General features: G+C 37.1%; 27 protein-coding genes. 9 read left to right on the top strand and 18 right to left on the bottom strand.

Going from position 1 to position 21,755, the window contains the following annotated elements:
* Positions 1–56: 56 nt before the first annotated feature.
* The gene (locus GQ596_RS09420) at positions 57–887 is read left to right on the top strand and encodes a shikimate 5-dehydrogenase (RefSeq protein WP_160401429.1); all 831 of its coding nucleotides are present in this window, start codon (positions 57–59) and stop codon (positions 885–887) included.
* Positions 888–953: 66 nt separating this feature from the next.
* On the opposite strand, the gene ycaO is transcribed toward GQ596_RS09420, so the two are convergent.
* Positions 954–2,720, bottom strand: coding sequence for a 30S ribosomal protein S12 methylthiotransferase accessory factor YcaO (ycaO, locus tag GQ596_RS09415; protein ID WP_160401428.1), 1,767 nt, complete (start codon positions 2,718–2,720; stop codon positions 954–956).
* A 123-nt stretch (positions 2,721–2,843) separates the two neighbouring features.
* Here ycaO and GQ596_RS09410 point away from each other — a divergent pair, with 123 nt between their 5' ends.
* Positions 2,844–3,173 carry a DUF4282 domain-containing protein gene (locus GQ596_RS09410; protein ID WP_160401427.1) on the top strand — a complete coding sequence of 110 codons (330 nt, stop codon included), beginning with the start codon at positions 2,844–2,846 and terminating at the stop codon, positions 3,171–3,173.
* A gap of 114 nt (positions 3,174–3,287) precedes the next feature.
* On the opposite strand, the gene tsaD is transcribed toward GQ596_RS09410, so the two are convergent.
* The 4 genes from tsaD to coaE are packed head-to-tail and all read right to left on the bottom strand — an operon-like array spanning position 3,288 to position 5,914.
* Complete coding sequence (gene tsaD / locus GQ596_RS09405; protein WP_160401426.1) at positions 3,288–4,313, bottom strand: tRNA (adenosine(37)-N6)-threonylcarbamoyltransferase complex transferase subunit TsaD; 1,026 nt, start codon at positions 4,311–4,313, stop codon at positions 3,288–3,290.
* The gene (gene yacG, locus GQ596_RS09400) at positions 4,313–4,531 is read right to left on the bottom strand and encodes a DNA gyrase inhibitor YacG (protein ID WP_160401425.1); all 219 of its coding nucleotides are present in this window, start codon (positions 4,529–4,531) and stop codon (positions 4,313–4,315) included. Before yacG ends, tsaD begins: the two co-directional genes overlap by 1 nt.
* A 35-nt stretch (positions 4,532–4,566) precedes the next feature.
* A complete protein-coding gene (gene zapD / locus GQ596_RS09395; protein ID WP_160401424.1) occupies positions 4,567–5,304 on the bottom strand; it encodes a cell division protein ZapD in 738 nt (245 codons plus the stop codon).
* Between the two features lie 4 nt (positions 5,305–5,308).
* Positions 5,309–5,914 (bottom strand): dephospho-CoA kinase, encoded by a 606-nt coding sequence (coaE, locus tag GQ596_RS09390; RefSeq protein WP_160401423.1) that lies wholly within the window; start codon positions 5,912–5,914, stop codon positions 5,309–5,311.
* A gap of 266 nt (positions 5,915–6,180) precedes the next feature.
* Here coaE and lexA point away from each other — a divergent pair, with 266 nt between their 5' ends.
* A complete protein-coding gene (lexA, locus tag GQ596_RS09385; protein WP_160401422.1) occupies positions 6,181–6,807 on the top strand; it encodes a transcriptional repressor LexA in 627 nt (208 codons plus the stop codon).
* 62 nt (positions 6,808–6,869) lie between these two features.
* On the top strand, positions 6,870–7,253 hold the full coding sequence (locus GQ596_RS09380; RefSeq protein ID WP_160401421.1) for a hypothetical protein: 384 nt from the start codon (positions 6,870–6,872) through the stop codon (positions 7,251–7,253).
* Positions 7,254–7,367: 114 nt separating this feature from the next.
* On the opposite strand, the gene hisM is transcribed toward GQ596_RS09380, so the two are convergent.
* Genes hisM through GQ596_RS09365 form a run of 3 tightly spaced genes read right to left on the bottom strand, consistent with a single transcriptional unit; the run spans position 7,368 to position 9,569 of the window.
* Positions 7,368–8,087, bottom strand: a complete 720-nt coding sequence (gene hisM / locus GQ596_RS09375; protein ID WP_160401420.1) for a histidine ABC transporter permease HisM — start codon at positions 8,085–8,087, stop codon at positions 7,368–7,370.
* Between the two features lie 6 nt (positions 8,088–8,093).
* Positions 8,094–8,777: an ABC transporter permease gene (locus tag GQ596_RS09370; protein WP_160401419.1), complete on the bottom strand. Its 684-nt coding sequence runs from the start codon at positions 8,775–8,777 to the stop codon at positions 8,094–8,096.
* Between the two features lie 3 nt (positions 8,778–8,780).
* Positions 8,781–9,569 carry a lysine/arginine/ornithine ABC transporter substrate-binding protein gene (locus tag GQ596_RS09365; protein ID WP_160401418.1) on the bottom strand — a complete coding sequence of 263 codons (789 nt, stop codon included), beginning with the start codon at positions 9,567–9,569 and terminating at the stop codon, positions 8,781–8,783.
* A gap of 399 nt (positions 9,570–9,968) precedes the next feature.
* On the opposite strand from GQ596_RS09365, the gene GQ596_RS09360 reads away from it, so the two are divergent.
* From GQ596_RS09360 to GQ596_RS09350, 3 genes are read left to right on the top strand one after another with little or no spacing between them, the layout of a single operon-like run.
* Positions 9,969–10,325, top strand: a complete 357-nt coding sequence (locus tag GQ596_RS09360; protein WP_160401417.1) for an ArsC family reductase — start codon at positions 9,969–9,971, stop codon at positions 10,323–10,325.
* A 13-nt stretch (positions 10,326–10,338) separates the two neighbouring features.
* On the top strand, positions 10,339–11,478 hold the full coding sequence (gene dapE, locus GQ596_RS09355; protein ID WP_160401416.1) for a succinyl-diaminopimelate desuccinylase: 1,140 nt from the start codon (positions 10,339–10,341) through the stop codon (positions 11,476–11,478).
* A gap of 58 nt (positions 11,479–11,536) precedes the next feature.
* Positions 11,537–11,740 carry a YpfN family protein gene (locus GQ596_RS09350; protein WP_160401415.1) on the top strand — a complete coding sequence of 68 codons (204 nt, stop codon included), beginning with the start codon at positions 11,537–11,539 and terminating at the stop codon, positions 11,738–11,740.
* 19 nt (positions 11,741–11,759) lie between these two features.
* Here GQ596_RS09350 and cysZ read toward each other — a convergent pair whose 3' ends face one another.
* The 7 genes from cysZ to GQ596_RS09315 all read right to left on the bottom strand — a co-directional run bounded on the left by cysZ (position 11,760) and on the right by GQ596_RS09315 (position 18,473).
* Positions 11,760–12,581: a sulfate transporter CysZ gene (gene cysZ, locus GQ596_RS09345; protein WP_160401414.1), complete on the bottom strand. Its 822-nt coding sequence runs from the start codon at positions 12,579–12,581 to the stop codon at positions 11,760–11,762.
* 87 nt (positions 12,582–12,668) lie between these two features.
* Entirely contained in the window at positions 12,669–14,699 is a 2,031-nt protein-coding gene (locus tag GQ596_RS09340; RefSeq protein WP_160401413.1) for a tRNA(Met) cytidine acetyltransferase TmcA, read from the bottom strand.
* Between the two features lie 3 nt (positions 14,700–14,702).
* Complete coding sequence (locus tag GQ596_RS09335; RefSeq protein WP_160401412.1) at positions 14,703–15,158, bottom strand: DUF441 domain-containing protein; 456 nt, start codon at positions 15,156–15,158, stop codon at positions 14,703–14,705.
* Positions 15,158–15,868, bottom strand: coding sequence for a phosphoribosylaminoimidazolesuccinocarboxamide synthase (gene purC / locus GQ596_RS09330; RefSeq protein WP_160401411.1), 711 nt, complete (start codon positions 15,866–15,868; stop codon positions 15,158–15,160). Before purC ends, GQ596_RS09335 begins: the two co-directional genes overlap by 1 nt.
* Positions 15,869–15,939: 71 nt before the next feature.
* Positions 15,940–16,704, bottom strand: coding sequence for an outer membrane protein assembly factor BamC (bamC, locus tag GQ596_RS09325; protein WP_160401410.1), 765 nt, complete (start codon positions 16,702–16,704; stop codon positions 15,940–15,942).
* Positions 16,705–16,738: 34 nt separating this feature from the next.
* Positions 16,739–17,617 (bottom strand): 4-hydroxy-tetrahydrodipicolinate synthase, encoded by an 879-nt coding sequence (gene dapA, locus GQ596_RS09320; protein WP_160401409.1) that lies wholly within the window; start codon positions 17,615–17,617, stop codon positions 16,739–16,741.
* A gap of 97 nt (positions 17,618–17,714) precedes the next feature.
* Positions 17,715–18,473: a Nif3-like dinuclear metal center hexameric protein gene (locus tag GQ596_RS09315; RefSeq protein WP_160401408.1), complete on the bottom strand. Its 759-nt coding sequence runs from the start codon at positions 18,471–18,473 to the stop codon at positions 17,715–17,717.
* Positions 18,474–18,673: 200 nt separating this feature from the next.
* Between GQ596_RS09315 and rnt the strand changes: the two genes are divergently transcribed.
* Positions 18,674–19,357 (top strand): ribonuclease T, encoded by a 684-nt coding sequence (gene rnt / locus GQ596_RS09310; RefSeq protein ID WP_337189513.1) that lies wholly within the window; start codon positions 18,674–18,676, stop codon positions 19,355–19,357.
* A gap of 60 nt (positions 19,358–19,417) precedes the next feature.
* On the opposite strand, the gene GQ596_RS09305 is transcribed toward rnt, so the two are convergent.
* On the bottom strand, positions 19,418–19,744 hold the full coding sequence (locus GQ596_RS09305; protein ID WP_160401448.1) for a Grx4 family monothiol glutaredoxin: 327 nt from the start codon (positions 19,742–19,744) through the stop codon (positions 19,418–19,420).
* A 477-nt stretch (positions 19,745–20,221) separates the two neighbouring features.
* Complete coding sequence (locus tag GQ596_RS09300; RefSeq protein WP_160401407.1) at positions 20,222–20,497, bottom strand: hypothetical protein; 276 nt, start codon at positions 20,495–20,497, stop codon at positions 20,222–20,224.
* A gap of 290 nt (positions 20,498–20,787) precedes the next feature.
* On the opposite strand from GQ596_RS09300, the gene GQ596_RS09295 reads away from it, so the two are divergent.
* On the top strand, positions 20,788–20,976 hold the full coding sequence (locus GQ596_RS09295) for a ribbon-helix-helix protein, CopG family (protein ID WP_160401406.1): 189 nt from the start codon (positions 20,788–20,790) through the stop codon (positions 20,974–20,976).
* A 519-nt stretch (positions 20,977–21,495) separates the two neighbouring features.
* On the opposite strand, the gene GQ596_RS11115 is transcribed toward GQ596_RS09295, so the two are convergent.
* On the bottom strand, positions 21,496–21,755 hold a 260-nt coding region (locus GQ596_RS11115; protein WP_237398400.1), incomplete at its 5' end, for a hypothetical protein.

Genomic DNA, 21,755 nt, shown 5'->3' with positions numbered 1-21,755 from the left:
AGTAAAGAAAGTGGTAAAATAAAATTTATCGTACTATACCACAAGGATTTGTTGTCATGACAAGAATTATTAATAAAGACACCACTGTTTGTATGTCTCTTTCGGCAAGACCAAGCAATTTTGGTACTCGTTTTCATAATTATTTGTATGAAAAACTCGATCTTAACTACTTATATAAAGCTTTTACCACTAATAACTTAAAAGATGCTATTTATGGCATTAAAGCCTTAGCGATCCGTGGTTGTGCTATTTCAATGCCTTATAAAGAAGCTTGCATTGAATTTATTGATGAATTAGATGATTCGGTAAAATCTATTCAATCGGTTAATACTATTGTTAACACCAATCACTATTTAAAAGCCTATAATACTGACTATATTGCCGTTGCCAAACTTATAGTCCAAAATAAAATTGATAATACCACACCATTTGTTTTAAAAGGTAGTGGCGGTATGGCAAATGCAGTAATTGGTGCTTTTTATGATGCCGGCTTTAAAAATGGTATTATTGCTGCTCGTAACCAATCCAAAGGCGAAACATTAGCCAAACGTTATGGATATCAATGGGTGAAGAACGAGCAAACTATACCGTCCCAACAAGCTAAGCTTATTATTAATGTGACCCCAATTGGTATGCTTGGTGATGTTGAAGCGCAGGAATTAGCGTTTCCAAAAGAAATGATAAATAATGCTGATGTTGTGTTTGATGTCGTTGCTCTACCCGTTGAAACACCAATGATAAAATATGCCCAACAGTTAAACAAAACTATTATTTCAGGTGCTGATGTTGCGGTACTTCAAGCGCTTGAACAGTTTGTATTATATACAGGTATTACACCTAACGAAGAATTAGTTAAACAAGCAGGTGAATTTGCAAGGCAAGGTTAAATAACATTATCAACGCCACCGAGTCTATTCGGCGGCGTTGAATATATAAATAATAACATATATAAGTTATAACATCGCCTGATGTAATTTGTTATATACTGCTAATAACTTTTGATGCATGGCAAATTGTTCTAAATTATTATTGGTGGTTTTGTCGTCTTTAGCAAAAGACACCAAACCAAAAAATACTTTTTCACCATTAGCGTACTGCCACATGTCATCAACACACGCTTTGCCATACATTTTATCAAAGGCGGTTTGATAGCTACTAAACTGTTTTTTACCGCGTTGCAAAATAAAATTAACTAACGTTTGTAAACAACGATAAGCATGATTACGCTCTGGGGTAAAGATCGATTCATTCATTTCAAGCGTCCAATCAATCCACTGTTGTGCTTGTGTTAAGTCTTTACCTGCCAATGCTAACATTGCTTTTAATTCACCAACACGCAGTGTCAACCACGCATTATCATTACCTGTTGCAATACCTAGTAATTCACGAACACGCGCATAATCATCAAGCCCTTCATCGTCGAGCTGTTCAATAATGGCTAAGTATTGTTTAGCCGTGTGCTTTTTATTAGGTAACGATAAAATAAGATCACGCAAACCAATAGCCATATTGCTGTTAGCAATTAAAAGATCTTCCGGAGGATAAATTTCAGACATGCCTACAGCTAAAATACGGCAAGCATAAACACCTAGATGTTCGTAATCCATGATTAACACTTCAGTTTTGTGACGAGCAAAAATAGCCATTAAATTTGCAAACTCTTGTTCTGTCGTACCTGAAAAGTCCCAATCGACAAATTCATAATCGGCTTGTTCTTTAAATAGATCCCATGAAATCAAACCGCTTGAATCAATAAAATGTGTTTCTAAATTGCTAAGATCTGCAACATCATCATTATCAAAACTTGGTGGTGAAAACACATCAAGATCTTTTAAACTACGTCCTTGTAACAGTTCGGTTACTGTTCGCTCAAGTGCAACACCAAAATTAGGATGAGCCCCAAACGAGGCATAACAAGTTCCATTTTGTGGATTAAACAGCACCACACAAATAACCGGAAACTCACCACCCAGCGAAGCATCAAAACAGTAAAGCGGAAAGCCTTCGCTTTCAAGCGCATCAATCGCAGCTAAAACGGTTGGGTAACGATTAATCACTTCGGTTGGAATAATCGGCAAACTAATAGCTTCAGCTATAATCTTGTTTTTGGTATAACGCTCAAAAATTTCGGATATCGCCTGCACTCGCGCTTCATTATGTGTGTTACCAGCGGCCATACCATTAGAAGCATATAAATTAGCAATTAAATTAACAGGCACATAAACCGTTTGTTTATCGGACTGTTGTTCAAACGGTAAAGTGCAAATACCTCGTTCGTCGTTACTTGATTGTAAATCAACTAAGTCGGTTGCGCTTAACTCACGATCGGGATCATAAAACTTAAGTAGTTTTTGAGATAATAATCCTTTAGGTAAGGAATTATCTTCAGGAATAGAAAACCATTTTTCGCTCGGATAATGTACAAAATCAGCATTTGCGGCTTTTTTGCCTAAATAAAAATCGGAAAAAAAGTAATTGGTTGATAATCGCTCAAAATATTCCCCCAAGGCCGATGCCAATGCTGCTTTTTTGCTGGAGCCTTTACCATTAGCAAAGCATAATGGACAGTTAATATTTTGAATATGAACTGACCACACATTGGGCACAGGATTAAGCCAAGATGCTTCTTTTACTTCTAAATCATATTTTGTTAGTTGTTGTTGAAAATAATTAATTGAATCTTCGAGGGCGGCATCTTTGCCGGGGATATACGTTTTCATAGTTAATCTCAAAATAATTTTATGTTACAATCGTCGCGCCTTACAGCCTTTGAAAATTATAACTGTATACGCGAATTAAAAAAATAGAAGCAATAAAATTAACCCATTCACAAAGGAAATATAATGAACAATAAAATCAAATTTTCAGATCTTACTATTAAAGACTTTTTCTTCTTTAATCGAATGATAACACCAACATTTATCACTATTGTATATTGGATTGCATTATTTTTTATTGTAATTGCTTCATTAACAATGATTTTAGGTAGTTTCGCTTTATTTACTTATAGTTTTTCTGCTGGTTTAGTTACCTTTTTTAGTGGCATCGTTACTTTTATTGCTGGCTTTATTTCAACGCGTATTGGTTTTGAATTGATTTGTGTTTTATTCAACATTAACCACAATATTGAAAAATTAGCCAACGAAAAGACTAATTCAGAAACACAAGAATAATCATCTAATATCAATGCTATTAATTAATAGTGTTGACTGAGTTTCAATAAAAAAGTGGGACTTATTCCCACTTTTTTATTTTCTATTTTTTATCGCTAAATCTAAAATAATCCCCTAACCTACATTAAGCTCACTAAGTGGCCATCTAGGTCTAACATTGATGGACAAATCAGAATGTAGCCCTGCTTTTAGATGGATCATCCCAGCATAAGCAATCATAGCACCATTGTCAGTACAAAATTCAAGTCTTGGGTAATAAACCTGCCCCTTTCGCTGTGCCATTAATTGTGCAAGCTTATTGCGTAATGTTTTATTGGCACTGACACCACCAGCAACAACGAGGCGATTAAATCCGGTTTGTTCAAGTGCACGGCGAGACTTAATAATCAGCGTGTCGACTAAAGCATCTTCAAAAGCCCTCGCAATATCTGCTTTAGTTTGGTCATCTATAACTTGATCGTGCGTATTTTGATGAATAATATTAGCCGCCGCAGTTTTAAGCCCTGAAAAACTAAAATCGAGCCCGGGTCTATCTGTCATTGGTCGTGGAAAGTGAAAGCGAGAATCACAACCTTGTTCAGCTAATTTTGACAATTTTGCACCACCCGGATAATCAAGCCCAATTAGTTTAGCTGTTTTATCAAAGGCTTCCCCTGCCGCATCATCAATCGACTCTCCCATTAATTGGTATTGTCCAACACCTGTCACCTTAATTAATTGTGTATGCCCCCCTGAAACAAGTAGTGCGACAAAAGGGAATTCGGGCGGATTATCTTCTAACATTGGCGCAAGTAAGTGCCCTTCCATATGGTGCACAGCAACTGCTGGTACATCCCACGCATAAGCCAGTGAACGCCCAATTGACGCACCAACCATTAACGCACCAATCAACCCTGGACCTGCCGTATAAGCAATTCCATTAATATCTTGAGCTGTTAAATTTGCTTCTTTTAGAGCTGCTTGAATTAATGGCACTGTTTTACGAATATGATCACGCGATGCCAGTTCAGGTACCACACCACCATAATCGGCATGTAATTTAATTTGCGAATAAAGCTGGTTTGCAATTAACCCCTCGACATCATCATAAATCGCGATGCCTGTTTCATCGCATGAGGTTTCAATACCAAGGATCTTCATTAATGTCTACCTGCAAAATCGTTAAGATCTTCTTCACTCCAAAGATCTTGTTCAGTAATATCTTTATCAGGAATGCGATGTTCTTCAGTTGCCCAATCGCCTAAATCGATAAGTTGACAGCGTTTACTACAAAATGGACGGTACGGGCTATCTTTGCTCCATACCACTTGTTTTTGACAAGTTGGGCAATTGACATAGGTAACGGTTTCTTTATTCATTGTAACTCTTTTTTAATAATTAGTACTTAATAACGCTAACAACAAGCTAATTCAAAATCAATACTATCGGTATTCACATTATCACAAGCATCAAGCGGTAAAAATCGAATGCTATAGCGTGACATATGACCAGATACTTGAGGGTACATGTTTTTTTCTAACGAAATCCGAATACGAATCAAATTAACATCACCATTAGTTTCTTGAAAAAAGTTGTTAGTATAAATAAATGGTTTAAATTCTCCCAATTGTCTTATTAATTGCATATAACATGTCAAAGACTCATCAAGAATGGATAAGTGTTGTAACCAGTTTTTTACTTGTATATAACGCCTTTCTTGTGGAATTTTTAGCCATAAATGAAATGAAGGCAAATCAAAACTACAACAACCACCTGGTATCATTAAGCGTTGACGAATTGCGGTAATAAAACGATCATCTTTTAACGGTTGTCCCAAACGGGCGATAGCATTAAATTGAGCTAGAAAAACATCAAACTTGTTAATCAAATTGCTAAGTAAATCATAATCCACACCATCAAAAGCTAACCAAGAAGTTAACTTTTGTTTTTGAGATTCAAGCTCTTTAATAAAATCTGCTTTCACATCGTTACGTTCAATAATCTCTAATAACTCGGACAATGCGTGAAAAAAAACCAACGCATTATTTTGATCAAAATGACAATGCGTATTTAACTGATTTAATAAAAATTCAATACGAAGCCAAGTGCGCATTTTCTCATTTAATGGATGTTCAAAAACAATGTTATTCATCTATTCAAATCTTACAATTAAAGTTATCTAAATATTGTTGATGTAATTGGTCGACTTGCGTAGTTAGCGACGCAAAATCACCCTCATTAACAATGATATCATCAGCATAAGATAAACGTTTTTGTAAAGACACTTGTGACAGTATCATTTTTTTGGCTAATGATTCGCTAATATTATCTCTTTTTACTAATCGTGCCAATTGTAACGACACAGGCGTATCGATTATCAATACACGATCAGCCAACGTATGTAAATTATTTTCAACTAACAAAGGAACAACCCAGATCACATACGTTGATTTTTGCATTGTAATTTGTTTTTGGGTTTCTTGCTGAATAATTGGATGCAACAAATGATTAAGCCATAGCCGCTCATGATCATTATTAAAAATAATCTCACGGAGTTGACTGCGATCAAGTTCACCATTTGCAAGTAAAATTTCCTGACTAAAATGCTGAACAATTTGATTAAATGCATCGCTACCAACCTGCACAACTTGCCTTGCAATAATGTCAGCATCAATAATAGGTACTCCCAATTTGTTAAACAAATTGGCGATGGTACTTTTACCACTGGCAATACCACCACTGAGCGCAACAACATAAGGCATACAGCAAATTCCAAGTTAAAAAAATATTGCCCAATTATAGCATATAAGTAACTTGATCATATAACCCTAAATACAAGCAAAACTTATTCGTTAATTGGGAAATTTATTCCCCATTAACGCGGTAAAATCATTTACTAAAATAGTGCATAAAGCTAAGAATTAGGAAAATTAATCGCCCATTGTCAAATAAATAAAATAAAACAGTTGTTTTATATCATTGGCTGTATATAATTACATATATATGTATATAAAAACAGGAATATGTTATGAGACCATTAACCGAACGCCAACAACAGATTTATGACCTAATTAAAGACAACATCCAAACTACTGGCATGCCTCCTACTCGTGCCGAAATTGCAAAAAAATTAGGATTTCGATCAGCCAACGCCGCTGAAGAACACCTTAAAGCACTCGCCAAAAAAGGGGCAATCGAAATGATCGCAGGATCATCACGCGGAATTCGTCTTTTGCTTGAAAACCCAGTTGAACAAAATGAACTTGAGGGTTTACCATTAATTGGGCAAGTAGCGGCAGGATCACCGATCTTAGCGCAAGAGCATATTGAAAGCCATTACCAAGTTGATCCGTCTCTATTTAAACCTCATGCCGACTTTTTACTAAGAGTGCATGGCATGTCCATGAAAGATATCGGTATATTAGATGGTGACCTGTTAGCTGTACATAAAACCCAAGATGTTAAAAATGGTCAAATTGTTGTTGCTCGCATTGATGACGAAGTTACCGTAAAACGCCTATCACACAAAGGCAAACATGTCCACTTACTTGCCGAAAATAGTGAATTTTCACCTATAGAAATCGACTTAGAACAACAAAATTTTGCCATTGAAGGGCTTGCTGTTGGCATTATTCGTAACGGTTCATGGATGTAAGTATATAGATGTATGAGCAAAGATGGTATAGAATAGTAAACACTAAAAAGTAGGAGATTACTATGTGGCTATTTTGGTTATACGAAGGTTTAGCATTTGTTGCAGTCATATTGCTCATTTTTGGCTATTGTCGTTTTAGAGGAATTGGTTTTTGGTCTTTCATCTGGAAATATTTAAAATGGGTATCGTTAGCAGTCCTTATTGCTTGGTTAGCAGTTGCAATCCTTTGCCGAGTTGACTTATATAATGCTGCTCACTGCTATTTTAGAGGGGAAAGCATGCATGCCAACACCAAATATTCTATCTTCTTAGGTGAATGCCAAGTTGAGACGCCAAGTGGCAGTTATGTACCTATTGAACGAGCTAGAGCATTACCTGGTTCAAGTAACCATGATAATGACGATCACGACAATGACTCTACAGGCGAATTCTATCCTGTAAATTAATATCGGGAATTCAAAATCCGACAAGTGCTACTGTAGTTGTCGGATTTTTCCATTTTTATCTGAATGAAAAATAGAATTGTAAACAAATAAAAAATCAGCACATAACTTAATTTATTAATTATTTTGCGCATTAGTCCGTTGAAAAGCCAAACAAGACTGTTCTAACTTTTTAAACCCCCAAATTAGCATAAAGCTTACACAAAGATAAATTACTGCGGCAATACCAAAAGCATAAAAAGGTTGATAGGTTTCGGCATAGATATCTCGTGCAATCTTCATCACATCTTGTACTGTAACCGTAAAAGCTAGCGCTGTCGAATGCAACATAAATATCACCTCGTTACTATAAGCAGGCAATGCAATACGAAACGCTCTTGGCAAAATAATATAGCGATAAAGTTGAAAACGGTTAAAGCCAAGTGCAGTTGCGGCTTGAATTTCACCATGTGAAACATGTCTAATAGCACCAGCAAAAACCTCGGTCGTGTAGGCACAAGTATTTAAGGTAAAGGCAAGCACAGTGCAATTTAAGCCACTTTGAAAAAAATCGCCCAACCAAGCATTATTTTTAACCACACTTAAAGTATAAATACCTGTGTAAATAATCAATAACTGCACATATAACGGTGTACCACGAAAAATATAGGTAAACAACCAAATAGGTAATTTAATTAGTTTATTTGGCGAATTTCGTCCTACTGCTAACCCTAGCGACAAAGTGCCACCAATTAAAACGGATAAAATCAAAATCCACAGCGTCATGGCAAGGCCGGTGATGTTATAGCCATCAGTCCATAATAATGCTTGCCAATATTGTTGAATAATTTCTAACATGAGTTTTTATAACTTACTTTTAATGGTACCAATGGAATAACGCCGCTCCAGCCACCATAAAACGATATTCGATATTGAGGTAAAAAACAGATAAAATGCGCCAGCGATCAAAGCAAATAACAAGGGTTGATACAAAGCTTCGCCTGCATTTTTAGTTGCTTTGACTAAGTCTGATAACCCCAGCAACGATACCAACGCCGTCGCTTTTAATACTACTAGCCAATTATTCGCAATACCTGGCAACGCAAAACGCATCATTAAAGGAAACATTACATACCGAAACACTTGGACTTTGCTAAGTCCTAGAGCTGTTGCTGCTGCCAATGTATTTTTAGATACTGCAATATAGGCTCCCCGAAAGGTTTCGGTAAAATAAGCCCCATAAATAAAACCTAACGTAATAATGCCGGCTATTAGTGGATCGATTTCAATAAAAGGCATATTAAAATAATCTGTTATATTATTGATTAAAAACTGCAAACCAAAGAAGATCAACATCATCAACACTAAATCAGGCACGCCACGAATTAGCGACGTATAAGCCTGACAAAGTACATTACATATTTTGGAATCAGCCAACTTTCCTAATGCACAAACAATACCAAGAATTATGGCGAACAACAAAGAAGCCAGTGCTAAAACAATGGTTAGCCATGCGCCTTGAAAAATTAACGAAATATAGCCCTGCATGGTTTATTTTTTATTACCATATACATTAAAGTCGAAATATTTATCATTTATTTTTTGATAAGTACCATCGGCTAAAATAGCTTTTAACGCTTGATTAAATGCTTCACGTAGCTCGTTGTCATTTTTACGAAAACCAATGCCTACCCCAACATCAAAATAATTTGCATCAGTCAATGCATCACCCGCAAAAGTAAAACCTTTACCTTGTGGTTGTTTGAGAAAGGCATAACTACCTGTTACTTCATCTTGTAGTGCGGCATCTAAACGACCAGCCACTAAATCAGAAAATACTTGTAATTGATTTTGATAAGGCACAATTATCACCCCATTAGGGCGCCACATTTCGTTAGCAAAATGTTCCTGCGATGTTCCTTGCTCAACCCCAACACGTTTACCTTTTAACGATTCGGCATTAGGTATTAAATTAGATCCTTCTTTAACAATCAAACGCGAATAAGTCATAAAAATCTCGTCCGAGAATGCAATCTGCTTTTTACGCTTTTCAGTCATCATAAGCGATGAGGAAATAATATCAATTTTTCTTGATAGTAACGAAGGAATCAGCGCATCAAAATCGGTCGATTGAAAGGTGCATTTTATGTTAGCCTTTTCACATAAAGCTTTTGTAATTTCAATATTAAAACCTGTAATATTGCCACTAGCGTCAATAAAATCGAAAGGTGCATAAGACGTATCTGAACCAACTTTGATCGACTCAGGTAATGTGGCATAACTTGCTATGGATAAGCTTAACCCCCCCAAAATAGCTAATGCTTTTAACCAATTCTTCATAATTTATCTTCCCCCCATTTTTAACCAAAGGCATAATATAGCGCGTTATGCTATATTTTTATAATAAAAAAAAGTTATTATTGCTGTCCCCAAAATTAGAATTACTTAACAACAAATCCTCCCAAATAATATTTGCTTAGTAACTAAAAAGACGATTTTTAACCACCAAAAAACTTAAATAAAATCAATACCTTTCCTGACGTTTTTTTGTACCATTTTTTACTTTTATTTTTTAAATATCTAAAACAGTATTGAAAATGCGATAATTGCCACATGTTTACAAATGTGTGTAGCTAAAAAATTCAATCAAAAGATCTAAATATAAAACACCCCTTCAATTTGCTGCCTTATACTGATAGCTGTTATAATTTGTTAAACTTTCAAATTGAGATCACCTTTATGTATACTGTCTATGGCATTAAAAACTGCAACACAATGAAAAAAGCCTTTACTTGGCTTGATGAACATCATATCAATTATCAATTCCATAATTATAAAACTGATCGACTATCAGAAGCGCTTTTAGACACATTTTTACAATTGGTGGACTGGCAAAATTTGCTTAATACACGCGGGACAACTTGGCGCAAGTTAGAGGAAACTGTCCGAGCCCAGATAAATAACGAGCAAGCGGCTAAAAAAATTATGCTAGCCAATCCATCTATATTAAAACGCCCTTTACTGATTGATGGAAAGCGGGCTTTATTGGGATTTTCAGATCAGCTTTATTCACAATTTACATCGCACTCTAAATAAAATCGAGACCATTATGACTGAACCTGTTATTGCATTAACCAAAGCACTCATTGCAGAAAAATCAATAAGCCCTGACGATAAAAACTGCCAAAAACTGATTATTGACCGACTAAAACCGCTTGGCTTCATCATTGAAGAAGTCAATATAGGGCAAACAAAAAACTTATGGGCCTATCATGGTGATGCTACTAGCAAAACCTTAATGTTTGCCGGTCATACCGACGTTGTACCTGCTGGCGATGAAAGTAAATGGCTTTATCCACCATTTACACCGACTATTGACCAGCACGGAGTGCTTTATGGGCGTGGCGCATCAGATATGAAAAGCGGTGTTGCAGCCATGGTTTGTGCGGCGGAAGATTTTGTTAAACGCAATCCAAATCACTCTGGACGTGTAGCTTTTTTGATCACTTCAGATGAAGAAGCTGATGCAACTGACGGCACCGTCAAAGTGGTTGATTTACTTATGGAACGCCAAGAACGTGTTGATTATTGTATTGTCGGTGAGCCATCGAGCAATGCCGTACTTGGCGATCAAATTAAAAACGGTCGTCGTGGTTCAGTCACAGCTAATCTAATTGTGCATGGCGTTCAAGGTCATGTTGCCTACCCTCACCTTGCCGATAATCCTGTCCACCGTTTTGCACCAGCATTAAACGAATTAGTTACCACTGTTTGGGATGAAGGTAATGAGTACTTCCCTAAAACCACAATGCAAATAGCGAATATTAATGGTGGTACAGGTGCTGAAAACGTTGTACCGGGCGAGCTTCGTGTGCAATTTAATTTTCGGTATAGTAGCGAATTGACAGATGCCATGATTAAAGCGCGTGTTGAGCAGATTTTACAAAAGCACAATGTAAATTATACCTTAACTTGGCGATTATCAGGTCATCCTTTTTTAACACCACAAGGCGATTTAACCAACGCTGCAGCTAGTGCTATCAAAGAGTTGACAGATATTGACACTGAATTATCTACTAGTGGTGGTACATCTGATGGTCGCTTTATTGCCAAAATGGGATGCCAAGTAATCGAACTAGGCGTACTTAATAAAACTATTCACAAAGTCAATGAAAACGCCAACTGCCAAGATATTATTACCTTAACTGCAATTTATTACCGAATTTTGGAAAAATTGTTGCTAGTATAATTGGTTCATGTAGCGATTATAACTTGGTGATTTCGATTTTAATCTAAGAGGAAATACTATGGAATGGCTTAAAGATTATTGGTGGATAATTTTGATCATTTTAATTGGAATTTTTATTAATACGATTAAGGCATTAAATCGGCTAAGTTATAAAGCGTATCTTGAAAAAAAGAAAGGGATAAAATCTATCCCTTATAAAGATGACGACGACGATGATTGGCCAACAACAAAGCCCACGTCAACGTCGCCTAAAAAAAAGTAACGCAGTAAAAATAACAAGCCTATTTGCCGCTATTAAATAATGCTTGATGACGGTAGCGATCAACCCACATTGCCGTAGCACCACACACTGCAATAGGCATAATAATTAAATTAAGCACGGGTACCATAGTAAAAAAGCCAACTAGAATACCAAAAGTTAAATTATCGGCTTTATGTTGATTAAGCAACTCACGCATACGGTGAAAAGTGATTTTATGATTATCAAAGGCGTAATCAGCATATTGAATGTTAATTTGCCAAGCGGTAAATAAAAACCAAACCACAGGCGTCACCGATTGCCCAATAACAGGAATAAAATAGGTTAACAGTATTGGAATCGCCCATAATAAATAGTTAAACAATTTTTGAAATTCGCGACCAAAAATCCGAGGAAGATCTTTAATGATACTTATCCACGATGTATCTACTGCTGGCATTCCTGTTAATTGTGCTTCGACTTGTTCGGCCAATAAGCCATTGAACGGCGCAGCAATGATATTTGCTACCGTACTAAAAAAATAACAAAATAAAATCACTAGCGTTAAAATCACAATAAAAACGATAATATAACCCAACCACTGCAACCAACTTGGCACATACGACAATCCCCAATCGACCATACCCGTAATGGTGGTAAAAAACCAATAAAATAGTGCCGACATAATCACAATATTGGCAATTAATGGTAAAAAAACAAATCGCTTGATTCCTGGGCTAAATGCCAAAGACCACCCTTTAAAAAAATACTCAATACCTGTTGTAGGTTGACGGTTTGTGGTGTGGTTATTAGGTTGGTTTTGCGAATGGCGGTGCTGTGTTCGGTTTTCTAATTGATTGTGCATCACATCCGATTCCTTTTAAATTAAAACGAATTGAATTAAAACATGACAACTATTGTAAACATACCTCTTAATAACCTGCAATGACAATTAATTATTTTTACTGTCTATTTTGGCAAAGATTACATTATCGCCTTGCTTTGCTAGCCATGTTCTGACCTCGTTTTTAAGGGTTTGCATTAATGCTTGTTTACCCGCAAGTTGGTATAAATCAATAATCAAAGTCTGATTATTTTTGCTGTTTAATAGTGCTGACAACACAGGTAAATCGTTTGCCTGCGTGGGCTGTGATTGTAAGGATGTTTGAATATGGCGATTTAATCGACACAATGCAGCGTAAGTGGCTTCAAATGGGCGGTGATAATAAGCAAATCCCGTTAGCTCATCAAAATCATTCGTATCTAAGTTTAGTGATAATAACAACTCACTGTCGTTGTTAATCATTTGATTAAAAGGTAAATTGATGATATCGTTAAGCCAAAATATGTTACACTGTAACTTACGTTGTAATTTTAGCGTTAAATGCTGACCAGATTCTGTGAGTGGCTTTAACACCATAACCGAATAACTACCACTGCTGGCTTGTTTATGGCTACTGACATGAACCAAGACAAATCCGCAAGCTGCCCAAAATTGATAATTAGACGGACTATAAGCAAAACTAACCGACACAAAATCACAATCATGCACTTTAGCATCATCAACAATAGTCTGCACAAGTTGCTTAGCAATATGTTGCCGTCGATAAGTGCTAATAACCGCAATACGGTTGATTCTAACCGAACGCAACTTGGCGGCTAATCGTTCGCCAGCATGAGCAACCAGTGACTGTGCCACTAAATTACCTTTAGGACGACGTGTTCCCTGCCATACTTGTTCAATTAAATTATCAGGTAAATTCCCTTCAGTCACAGTCACTGCCGCAGCCACTTTTTTATTACCAACAGTTGCCTGCCAAACTGATAAATTTTGTGCGTCAAACAGACGCCGTAAATCAATAAGTGTAGTCTGATAATGCGCTATTTTTAGTAAATAAAAGATCGACCTTAACGCATGAATATCATTGCGTTCAATCTTGGCATATTTGACGGGTAAAGAACTCGCCTTCCTAGGGTTATTTGGTGCCAATAAACCATTGAGTAACAACCGATCGCTAAATTGTTCCAGCTCATCACCCGCTTGCCAACGAATGGGAGTATGTAGGTGAAAATATTGACATGCTTTATTTGCCAATAATTTCAACAAAAAACCTTGTCCTGTACCTTCATACCCTTCAACGGTTGTAGTTAATAATACTCGACTATTATGGGCAATAGCCAATTGTAACAGTTGTTCAAGCATGGAAAGTGGGATCATGGCGGCTTCGTCAATAATCAGATAGTCAGCAAATCGATTATGCGACTGTGCAATTAATTCATCAGGTGCAAAAAATGGAATATTGGGTTTGGCAAAAGCAAAAAAGGTTGTCAGAGCTGATTTATTGGGAGCGGTTACAATACAACGTTGATAATGGCTAAATAACCCCGCTAATGCTGATTTACCACGCCCACGCTTGGCAACTAATACATTAATCGGTTTATTGCTATCTAATATCTGTTTTAACGTGCTTTGCTGCTGAGTTAAGTCGCAACTGTCATCATTCACTTGCCCAAAAATCACCGGTAATGTTGCTATTTTGGGCAAAGTGGCTTGATTAATATATATGCCAAACTCTGCTAATGTTTGGGTTAAATGTGTAACAAAATTAGGAACGGTGATCGCTGTTTGACATTCATTCCAGCGCAGGCTGTCATGATCGTGCCAAGTAGTTAAGTTATTAGGCAATAACAAAACTAACACACTGCCTTTTACTAGCGTACCGACTAACATGGCAAAAGCATCAAGATTAAATCCGACCGTGGCATCAAAAACCGCATGCTGATACTGCTGCCCCAATAATTGTCTTGTTTGATTAGGTTGGAGTGCGTTAGCAATCAATGAGCAAGGTAAACAATCGGGCTGATGCGTAACAATAACCCAATCGCCAGCATTTTGCTCAAAGATTGGAATAAGTTGTTCAAATAATTGTGAGGTTTCGCCCTGTAACACCCATAGTTTTCGAGTGTTGTTGGGATTATGCATAGATTAACTTTTTCCAATTAATAACGACAATATCCCTGCAGCAATAAGTGGTCCTACAGGAACGCCTTTGAAAAAGGCAACGCCAATTAGCGTACCAATAATTAAGCCATTAACAATAGTTGGATGTGCACCAATAAGTGATATGCCACGCGTGCCTAGCCAAGATACGCAAATACCAACCAAAATAGCCAATAGCGATTGCCAAGTGGTAAACGATTTAGCAATATCAGCAATTTTTAACGAACCATCAGCCAATGGCACCATCATAGCAGCCGTTAAAATAACAATCCCAATGGTTAAGCCATATTGATTTAAAAACGGAAAATAAGTGGCTAGCGGTGTTAGTTTAAAGAGTAACAACAAAAGTACTGCAAATGTCACTGTGTTATTATTCGTTAAATAACATAGTCCCGCTAAACCCAATAGAACAAAAAAAGAAACATCAAACTGCGCAAGCATTACAAAGGCACACCAATCCGTTTTGCCACTTCTTCATAAGCTTCAATTACACCACCTAAACCTTGACGGAATCGGTCTTTGTCCATTTTTTTCAGTGTAGCGCTTTCCCACAAACGGCAACCATCGGGTGAAAACTCATCACCTAACGTAATTTCGCCTTTAAACAAACCAAACTCGAGTTTATAGTCAACCAATATTAGCCCTGCTTTCTCAAATAGTTCAGTCAAAATAGTGTTAATTTTAAAGCTAAGTTCTTTCATTTTAGCTAATTGATCATCACTAGCCCAACCAAAAGCTTTACAGTGCGACTCGTTAACCATAGGATCGTGCAATGCATCGTTTTTTAGAAATAATTCAAAGGTAGGAGGATTTAAAATTTCGCCTTCTTCAACGCCTAAACGCTTAACTAAAGATCCCGCCGCACGATTGCGTACCACGCATTCAACTGGTACCATTTGTAGCTTTTTAACAAGTACTTCATTGTCTGATAATAAGGATTCAACTTGAGTTGGAATGCCCGCTTCACGCAATTTGGTCATAATAAAATAGTTAAATTTATTATTAACCATGCCCTTACGATCTAACTGCTCAATGCGTAAACCATCAAATGCCGATGTATCATTGCGAAACTCAAGGATTAATAAATCGGGGTTTTCAGTCGTGTATACCGTTTTAGCTTTACCACGATAAAGCTCAGCCAACTTTTTCATGTTTATAACCTTATATCAATTACCAATAAATAATTAAGGAGCTATTCGCTCCTTAAATTCCAAATCTATTTTTAATCTGCACCACTCACGGCAGTTGCTGGTTTTTTACTTTCAGACTTGTCCTTTTCTTCATCACTTTTATCTTGTGATTTTGGTGGCACAACACGCATAGAATCAGGTGCTACATCGTCCATAATGTCATTAAATAAACCGACAACATAACGTTGTACTTCAATCGGTTGTGAAGTTAAATCATCAGCACCACGAGTTAACGAAGTGAGCAAAATGGTGATAGTTTCAGTATCCCCTAGCAATTGACGCTTAATTGAATAAGAAGCCTCAACCGCTTGCTCTTCATCCGAACGAACTATAAAACTTTTACCAGTTTGAATAGAATTACTGTCTTGGCTAGCAATAGAAATATTTCTTTTGCTTAAGCTATTAGGGATGCGTTCCCACACTTGACTGCTTAATGGAGCATTAAAAGTAACCACACCACTATCATAAACTGCAAATGCATCTGACACGGTTAGGATTGGTAAACTTGGTGGTCTAATATCAAGCTTTTTACCTAAAGCGCCTTTATAATCGGTTTTATCAATATAAAAATCACCACTTTCAACGGGCACAGCAACGCCTTCAGGAATAATTAATGATTTTAAAATAGGCGTTTGAAGGTAATCCTCATTACCGTCGACTTCACGCTTAAAATTCTGATCATTACCACAACCAGCAAGAAACAAAGAAGCTACAATAGTTAAAATTGCTACTTTTTTAACCCCATTGTTTTTAAATAAAGTTCTGCTTAATGTTTTATTTAATGAATTATTTAACATAAATATCTGCTTTTTAATTAAAGGTTATACAAAACTACAGTAGATTTGCCTCTTTTAATGCTTGCTCAACCACAGGCATTGATGATTGCGTTAACGCTACCAAAGGCAATCGAATTGTTGCGCTTTGCATTAAACCTAATCTTGCACAAGCCCATTTGGCTGGCGTAGGGTTGGGTTCAATAAATAAATGGCGATGTAACGCCATTAAAGTATCGTTTAAAGTACGAGCTTCTTGAATTTGGTTATTAGCCGCAAGTTCACATACTGTTGCAACAGCTTTGGCAGCCACGTTAGCAGTGACCGAAATCACCCCGTCACCACCTAAAATCATAAAGTCTAAAAATGTCGAATCATCGCCACTTAATAATTTAAAATCAGGACCAACTAATTTACGCGTTGGATAAACTCTTGAAAGGTCACCAGTTGCGTCTTTCAATGCAACAATATTTTTAATTTTAGCTAAACGCCCAACGGTTTCAGGTTTAATATCACTACTCGTACGCCCTGGCACATTATATAAAATTTGTGGCAACGCTGTGCTTTCAGCAATGGCTTTAAAGTGTTGATACATACCTTCTTGTGTTGGTTTGTTATAATAAGGCGCAACGGTTAAACAACCAACAACACCGATATCTTCAACCCGACGAGTCAACTCAATGGCCTCTTTCGTTGCGTTTGAACCTGTGCCTGCAATAATGGCAATGCGACCATCGGCATAATCGATAGTTCGTTTAATCACATCGACATGCTCATGATGATCAAGCGTTGCCGATTCGCCTGTCGTACCGACCGAAACAATGCCTGATGTTCCATTAGCAATATGATATTCGACCAATTTTTTTAAGCTTACGTGGTCTACGTTTCCTTTCGTATCCATAGGGGTAACTAGTGCGACCAGACTTCCTGTAAACATAAAATGACCTCTCATATTTATTGGTTTATAACACAACGTGAAGAATAAAAAATCTGCGGATAAGTATGCGATATTTCTTAATTAAATTCAACTTTTGTTATGCTGGATTATCAATATCAACAAAAATAACCTCAACACCATAACGGCTTGCTAACCATTTTCCTAGATTTTCAATGCCATAACGCTCGGTGGCATGATGCCCAGCGGCATAAAAGTTAACACCATATTCACGCGCAATGTGAATAGTGCGTTCTGACACTTCGCCAGTAAAAAAAGCATCCACTCCCATTTGTGCTGCTTGCTCAATATAGTCTTGCCCACCACCACTGCACCAAGCAATACGCTTAATCATTTGCGGTGCATTATCACCACAAAATAACACTTGTCGCTGGTTATGATGTAACACTTGTTCAAGTTGATGTTTAAATTGCAATGTCGTCAATGGGCTATTTAGCACACCTGTAAAAAGTAGATCAGTGATATCATCACGCTTATCAACCGTAATCCCGAACAAATTAGCTAACGCCACATTATTACCCAACGAAGGGTGACCATCTAACGGCAAGTGATAGCCATACAAATTAATATCATTTGTTAACAACGTCTTAATACGCTGATACTTAATACCAGTAATGGTTTGCACTTCGTTTTTCCAAAAATAACCATGATGCACCAACACCGCATCGGCCTGTAATTCAACTGCTTTATCTAACAATAATTGACAAGCTGTAACGCCTGTTACAACTTTATTAACTTGTCTTCGCCCTTGTACTTGCAGCCCATTTGGTGCATAGTCCCGATAGCGAGTAATTTGTAGTTCATCATTAATAATCTTTTCTAATTCAAAATGGTGCATTGCTTGCTCAGTTTTAAAATGATTTTATAAGGAATGATTATAATCACTTTAAATAACAAACGCATCTACTCGTTTGCCTTAATGTAATTTGCGTAATATTTATCATAAAAAATTAACAACAAACGATTAGCTCCAGTGCTAGGCGAACCGTTTAAAAACTGGCATAATAGCCCTTTTTTGACGAATTAAGATAAATTATTGTGCCAAACGCCAAATTATGTGAACGCTTTCGGGGGTTTTATCCCGTTGTCATTGATATCGAAACCTCGGGGTTCGATCCCAAACTCAATGCCATATTAGAAATCGCCGCCATCACCTTAAAAATGACACCAGACGGCTGGCTAGAACCAGATCAATCGCTACAATTTAATGTCAACCCATTTGACGGCGCCATTTTAGAGCCTGCTGCACTTGCCTTTAACGGCATCGAACCCAGCAACCCATTACGAGCCGCAGTGGACGAAAGACAAGCCCTAGATGAAATATTTAAAATGATCAGAACAGGCATAAAAGACAGCGGTTGCACGCGTGCAGTTATTGTGGCGCATAATGCGCACTTTGATCACAGTTTTTTAATGGCAGCAGCAGAACGTTCAGAAATAAAACGCAACCCATTCCACCCATTTGCTACCTTTGACACAGCATCACTCAGTGGCTTAATGTTTGGACAAACAGTGCTTGCCAAAGCTTGCCAAATGGCGCAAATCACCTTTGATCACAAACAAGCTCACAGTGCGCTATACGACACCCAAAAAACCGCCATACTCTTTTGTAAAATTGTTAATCGACTAAAATCGCTTGGTGGATGGCCTTTGGTTTCTATAGAAATTGATGAGGATTTAGAGACAAAGTCAGATAATACTCAACAAATTGAAGAACAATAAAATAAATTACAATAACAAACAAAAAAGCGCGCTCAACTGGCGCGCTTGATTGATTGGACATTAAGACTTGTGCTTTTCAGTCGTTTGCTTAATGAGCGTTTGCAGTTCGCCAGTTTGGAACATTTCTAACATAATATCACAGCCTCCCACAAGCTCGCCTTCAACCCACAATTGTGGGAATGTAGGCCAATCAGCAAATTTGGGTAATTCGGCACGAATATCAGGGTTTTGCAAAATATCAACATAAGCAAACGCTTCACCACATTGCGACAAAACCTGCACAGCCTGAGCCGAAAAGCCACAACTTGGCAATTTTGGCGAACCTTTCATATATAAAATAATTGGGTTATCGGCAATTTGTTTTTTGATTTTGTCGAGTGTTGTCATTTCAGTTGTCATGCGATTTCCTTGGTAATTTAGCGTAATAACGCTAGTTATTTTAACGTAGAATTAGGGTTGTGACTAATGCTATCTTGAATCATAGCCGCTTAGTGGAGGTTTTTAGAGCAGATTATTGGGGGGATTTTAGTGTTAAAAATCACCAACAAAAAATTCAATAAAATCAATACCTTTCCTGACCGTTTTTTTGTGAAAAATAATACCTTTTTTGGCAGTGAATAGAATGGATTAGGTGCGGTGGTTTGGGATGTTTGGACTTTGGGGGTTCAAAATAGCTGTTATGATCATATCCGAGTCAAGGGAATTTTAAGCAAACTTCCTGACACGCCACGCTTTGCAAATAAATCACTGAATTTTTCTAAACCGCTTATTGTATAGCTATATGTGTGTCTAATTTTATTGTCGATTTTGATATTGAGTGAATGACTCAAAATTTGGACATAAAAAAACCGACTTTTGTCAGCTTTATTTTTTATTTTTTTCATCTGTAGATTTAGCTTTTTTGTCCAAATCAGTTTTATTTTGATTTAATTTCTTCTTACGCTTCGATTTCTTATTCTCTTTTAACTTATCGTTGGCTACACTTAAAAGGATAAAACTCACACCAAGAAAATATGTAATATCAATTAAATGAATTATGTGGGGATCTGAACCTCGATACGACCTGATGTAGGGCACTGCCGACGCATCGGCAATTATCGAACAAAAAATAATTAAAAATAATACGATTGCTTTTTTCATTGTGTACACTGCTCAGTAATAAATTAAATAAAAATTTAATATTTTCAGATAAATCGTGTCGACCTTTGTTGCAGGGTATCTTACAACAATAACCATCAAGTAAGAACCTTAATAAGGCCCTCCTGACCTAAAACAAGGGCTTAAAGAGAAGTAAAATGAAGCTCAAAATATTCAATTTAATTCTGCTACTTTTGATAAGATCGCCAGCATTCTAAAGTAGTTCAAAGGAGAGAAAAACTCTCCAAAAGTCTAAATATATCAACTGGTATTTAATTAATCAAGGTAATTTTATGGTAAAAACAATAACAAAAATTCAAGCAAAAAGCGACCAAAAACGAGGAGTTAAAGTAAAGGGTTTCAAACTACACATCGATGATATCGCATTAATAGAACAAGCCAGTAAAAGCCTAGATATACCACAGGCTCAACTTATTGTTGATGCGGTTAAATTCTATCTTGATAGCAAAAAAGCCTCTTAATTGAGGCTTTGTTTTGAAGTAGATAATAAAAAATTCCTGTTATACCTAACAAGAGTAATATCTAACTATTTATACTCTTGAGTAACAAACTTATTTTCATTACCTATATTTCTTTTATCAGCTTATTTAGTGAAATACATTTCAAAACAACTAATAATTGTTCCTAGTTAATTTTCAGATAAATATTTATACTGACCGTTTTTTTAGCGGAAAATCAGGCCTTTTTTGTTTTGGTGAATAGAATAAATTGGGTGCGGTGGTTTCGGACGTTTTGACTTTTTGCGAATAAAATAGCCACAGTGACCACGTCTGAGTCAGGGAATTAAAGCGAATTCTCTGACAACCCACGCTTTCAGCGTCGGCGGCGGGGGGGGCGGCGCTATTGTGGCTTTGCCACAACGGCGCAACCCTAAGGGAAACGCCCCAACTTACGCGGGGGCTTTATTCTTTGTTATATTATCCCCTCAGGCACCATAATCGCCCCCCGCGCCCTAAGGATTAAGAACTAAACGCTAAAAGCTAAGGTGCGGTGCAAACACCGTAAACGCTGTCCCTGTCTAGGTAGCTGCGGACGGTGCCGTTGATCGAGTGGACATAGAACCGGTCGATACTCCTTCTGTCACCCGTCCAGTAGTTGCCGCTGACGAAGCCCGCATCAGCGTAGTAGCGCATGTTGCCCCACTCCGCGAAAAAGCCTGCGCCTATGTGACGCTCGTAAACATTATTACTAGACGACGGCGTAGCGCCTACTGCACCAGTACAAGGACGATTATTATCCA

Origin of the sequence: Gilliamella sp. Pra-s60 (assembly GCF_009795755.1) — a bacterium.
Classification (GTDB): domain Bacteria; phylum Pseudomonadota; class Gammaproteobacteria; order Enterobacterales; family Orbaceae; genus Gilliamella.
This window is presented reverse-complemented; position numbering and strand designations above follow the sequence as displayed.